General features: G+C 38.2%; 5 protein-coding genes and 1 pseudogene. All 6 read right to left on the reverse strand.

Translation table 11 applies throughout. The features are described from left to right. Window positions 1-50 precede the first annotated feature (50 nt). The 6 genes and pseudogenes from V7659_RS03965 to V7659_RS03985 all read right to left on the reverse strand — a co-directional run bounded on the left by V7659_RS03965 (window position 51) and on the right by V7659_RS03985 (window position 3,942). On the reverse strand, window positions 51-161 hold the full coding sequence (locus V7659_RS03965; protein WP_335538268.1) for a helix-turn-helix domain-containing protein: 111 nt from the start codon (window positions 159-161) through the stop codon (window positions 51-53). Continuing rightward, window positions 161-268, reverse strand: a complete 108-nt coding sequence (locus tag V7659_RS32040) for a sigma 54-interacting transcriptional regulator (RefSeq protein ID WP_420491700.1) — start codon at window positions 266-268, stop codon at window positions 161-163. Before V7659_RS32040 ends, V7659_RS03965 begins: the two co-directional genes overlap by 1 nt. A 14-nt stretch (window positions 269-282) precedes the next feature. Then, window positions 283-600, reverse strand: coding sequence for a PAS domain-containing protein (locus V7659_RS03970; protein ID WP_335538264.1), 318 nt, complete (start codon window positions 598-600; stop codon window positions 283-285). 216 nt (window positions 601-816) lie between these two features. Next, window positions 817-1,731 (reverse strand): pseudouridine-5'-phosphate glycosidase, encoded by a 915-nt coding sequence (locus tag V7659_RS03975; protein ID WP_335453445.1) that lies wholly within the window; start codon window positions 1,729-1,731, stop codon window positions 817-819. Next, window positions 1,728-2,837, reverse strand: a complete 1,110-nt coding sequence (locus V7659_RS03980; RefSeq protein ID WP_335538265.1) for a carbohydrate kinase — start codon at window positions 2,835-2,837, stop codon at window positions 1,728-1,730. The genes V7659_RS03975 and V7659_RS03980 overlap by 4 nt, the downstream gene beginning before the upstream one ends. A 51-nt stretch (window positions 2,838-2,888) precedes the next feature. Then, window positions 2,889-3,942 (reverse strand): annotated as a pseudogene (locus tag V7659_RS03985) (BMP family lipoprotein). Window positions 3,943-3,996 lie beyond the last annotated feature (54 nt).

Raw genomic sequence — 3,996 nt, forward strand, 5'->3', positions numbered from 1 at the left:
TTTGTAACTGCTAATATAATAGTTGATTCCATATAAATGTAAATGGAACTCTAAAGTAATTGATGCTGATACATTTTTTCATATAAAGTTGATCTAGCAATCCCAAGCTTTTTAGCTGCCTTGCTTTTGTTCCCTTTTGACTCGTGAAGCGCGTTTATTATTAAGTGCCGGTCTTCTTTGAGCGGTTGCTGTAATTATGAATGGATTGGGCAATAAGTTCCTTCCCTGTTCGGCTTTCACCTTCAATTAAGATACTTGAGTCCTGCATTGCCGCTTTTTGGGCTAATGGATTAAGTTCTTCATTTCTTCACATTGATAAATAATATCGTCAAAGTGAAAAAAACTCTTCGTGTTCACAATCATTTCTACTTCTTTTCTAATATCTTTAAAATGGTAGACAACCCCAATTGGTTCATCCAAATGATCAAAGAGGGGGACGGAAGATAGTCGAAAATAATATTGCCCTTTATTAATTTTTATTTTTATTTCTTTCTCTATAATCGGCTTACCGCTTTTCAAGACATGTAATGAAAATGCCTGATTATCCAAAACTTCAGAAATTGGCATTCCAATCACTTTTTCAGCGGTTAACCCTAGCATATCCGCTCCGACTTCTCAATATCATTAACAATTTAGCACATCGGTATAGGAAATGATTTCAATTAACATCTTTCAATATGTATCAAATAATTATACCATATTATCAGATTATTTTGAAATATAGTAAAAACTATAAAAGAATAATAAAAAAAGCTTGTAGACGAATCTAGAGCTAGATCTGATCTACAAGCAGAAAGTATTTTCTTATTCTTTTTATTATTTCAATGCGTTAAAGCTTACAGCTATTTTTGCTCCCACAACAGCATTGTTTTTAACTAATGCAATGTTTGCATCTAGGCTTTTGCCTTCTGTTAGTTCTTTTACCTTACCAAGCATGAATGGCGTTACATCTTTACCAGTGATGTGGCGTTCTTCTGCCTCTTTTAATGCTGATTCAATGACCGCATTTATTACTTTCTCATCCATAGCGTATTCTTCAGGAATTGGATTAGCAATAACCGCTCCGCCTTTTAGGTTCAAATCCCATTTTACTTTTAATGTAGAGGCGATTGTATCAACATCATCTGCACTTAAGTTTAATCCGAATTCACTTTTGCGCGTATAGAAAGCAGGGAGTACATCAGTTTGGTAGCCAATAACCGGTACACCTTTAGTTTCAAGATATTCCATCGTTAACCCTAAATCTAAAATAGATTTAGCACCCGCACAAATAACGGCAACATTTGTTTGCCCTAGTTCTTCGAGGTCAGCTGAGATATCCATTGTGGTTTCTGCCCCACGGTGAGCACCGCCAATACCACCTGTAACGAAGATTTGAATATCTGCCATTTCTGCACAAATCATTGTCGCAGCTACTGTTGTTGCTCCAAGTTTTTTTGTAGCAATCAAATAAGCTAAATCTCGTCGTGATGCTTTTGCAACATCTGAGCTTTTACCGAACATTTCTAACTCTTCATCAGATAATCCGATTTTAATTTTTCCATCAATGATGGCAATTGTAGCCGGAACTGCCCCGTTATCACGCACAATTTGTTCCACTTCACGAGCAGTCTGAACATTTTGCGGATAAGGCATTCCGTGAGAAATAATCGTAGACTCTAAGGCAACAATTGGTTTTCCTTGTTCTTTAGCTGTCTGTACTTCTTCAGAAAATGTAATATATTGTTTCATGATAATTCCTCCATGTCTTTTTGTAGTTGTGCTGCCGATAAATCTTGTCGGACTGTATAGGGTGATTGCAATGTTTTAGATGCATTCATACTTCCAGTTTTAGCGATTTCAATTAATGATTTTCCTTCTAACCAAGAATAAATAACAGCAGAGGAAAAGGCGTCTCCCGCCCCCGTTACATCGACAATTTCCTTAGTCACGATTGGAGGAACAAGAAAGATACCCTCTTCCCTATTCCCAATCATGGAACCTGCTTTTCCATTCGTAATGATTACATTGGAGATGCCCAGTGCTAGCCACTTTTCTACTGCATCTTTCCAATCATCTTCATTTTTGATCTCTGTATGAAAATAAGTTTCTGATTCGTCTCGGTTCGTAATTAGCCATGTAACACCGTCTAAAGCATCCGGCAATCGTGCCATTTTTGGTGAAGAAACAGGTACCAAAACAATCGGTAGATTATGATTTTTAGCAAAATGGCATAAGAATTGGATGGTTTCTTTTGGACAATTTAAATCGACCATGATACATTTTGCTGAGCTTAATAATACATCATGCCTTAGCAGCAATTCAGGTGTGATTGCGTCATACACTTCCATATCTGCTAAGGCAATTACTAATTCTCCGTCAGAGTCTAAAACAGCTGTGTAAGAACCAGTTGATTTTTCAGGAAACTGAGTTACGGTTTCTAGGTTCATATAAAGATTCGACGCATCTTCAATGACTGACCAGTCCTTATCAACGCCGCATGCCGATATTAGTGACACTTCCATCCCAAGCCGGCCTAGGTTTTCAGCGATATTCCGTGCAACGCCGCCTGCATTTTGAGTGGCATAAATAGGATTGGAAGTTCCTAACTGGGCTTTTTCTTTGATATGGAATTTTCGGTCTATGTTGGCGCCGCCAATACAAATTACTCGTTGTGATTCACTTAAAATGTAGGCCCTGCCTAAAATATTTCCTTTTCTAGTTAAACCAGAAATAATATTAGCAATCGAGGGTCGGGATAACCCTAATATTTCAGCAAGCTCTTGTTGAGAAACATATGGATTCTTTCGTATTAAATCGAGAATCAAAAGCTCTTTCTCCGTCATTCTTTCAGGCATATAACACACCCCATAAATTACACTAATCCTGTCCCTACCTAATCAGTGTTATCATTTTGGATTAAACGTTTTTAATTCTTTACGTGTTTCAGGAACTTTTACAGCACCTGATTTAATCTTATCGACCCATTCTTTTACGGTTGCTTCAATTTCCGCTTTGTTTTCTGCTTTTGCATTGATCGGTGCTAAGCCAACACCATCTTCACTCAGACCATATAATGCAACCTCGCCGCCAGGGAAATTGCCATCTTTAGTTTTTGTTGCAAGGTCATTAACAGCGATATCGACCCGTTTTAGTGCTGATGTAAGGACAACATCTGGACCCATGTCAGCTTGGTCACGGTCAACTCCAATTGCCCAATATTGTTTGCTAGGGTCTTTTTTCTGTCTGTCATTAGCTTCCTTAAATAGACCAACACCAGTAGCACCAGCTGAGTGGAAGACTACGTCCGCACCGGAGGAATACATTTTAGATGCAATCGATTGACCAAGCTCGGCCTTGTCAAACGCACCTGCATACTGAACATCAACTTTTACCTCTGGCTTAGCTGCCTTAACACCGGCCAAGTAACCAGATTCGAAACGTTCAACAACAGGAATTTCCATTCCGCCAATAAATCCAATATGGTTAGTTTTTGTTGAGAGAGCAGCAGCTACTCCTGCAAGGAATCCAGCCTCTTGCTCCTTAAATAAAATACTTGCTACGTTTGGCAGTTTTACTTCAGCGTCCACAATTGCAAATTTAGAATCTTTTTGTTGATTCGCAATTTCTTCAAGTGATGCTGGCATTAAGAATCCGATAGCGTATACTAAGTCAAATCCTTGACGAACAAGAGTATTTAAGTTTGTTGTATAATCTGCATCCGATTTGGAAGCAAGATAATCATAGCCGCCTTTACCTTTTGTTAAGCCATTCTCTTTACCAAATTTCTCAAGACCTTCCCAAGAAGATTGGTTAAATGATTTNNACTGAGAAGCCTTTTCCATTTTCTCCGCCCTTAGTCGTATCGTTTCCTTTGTTGTCATCACTTTTCCCACAAGCACCTAATAGTGTTCCTGCAGCAAGTATAAGTGATAGTGCCATTCCAGTATTCCGCTTATTCAATTGATGTTCCCCCTAATGAATGTTATACGATTAAGCAGTAATAGATTGTTAAAC

This window comes from Neobacillus drentensis (assembly GCF_036966985.1).
Classification (GTDB): Bacteria; Bacillota; Bacilli; order Bacillales; family Cytobacillaceae; genus Neobacillus; species Neobacillus drentensis_E.

What these genes read in the sequence shown, in the direction of transcription:
- V7659_RS03975 (WP_335453445.1), bottom strand. Translation starts at nt 1,731, where the DNA reads ATGAAACAATATATTACATTTTCTGAAGAAGTACAGACAGCTAAAGAA.
- V7659_RS32040 (WP_420491700.1), bottom strand. Translation starts at nt 268, where the DNA reads ATGCAGGACTCAAGTATCTTAATTGAAGGTGAAAGCCGAACAGGGAAG.
- V7659_RS03980 (WP_335538265.1), bottom strand. Translation starts at nt 2,837, where the DNA reads ATGCCTGAAAGAATGACGGAGAAAGAGCTTTTGATTCTCGATTTAATA.
- V7659_RS03970 (WP_335538264.1), bottom strand. Translation starts at nt 600, where the DNA reads ATGCTAGGGTTAACCGCTGAAAAAGTGATTGGAATGCCAATTTCTGAA.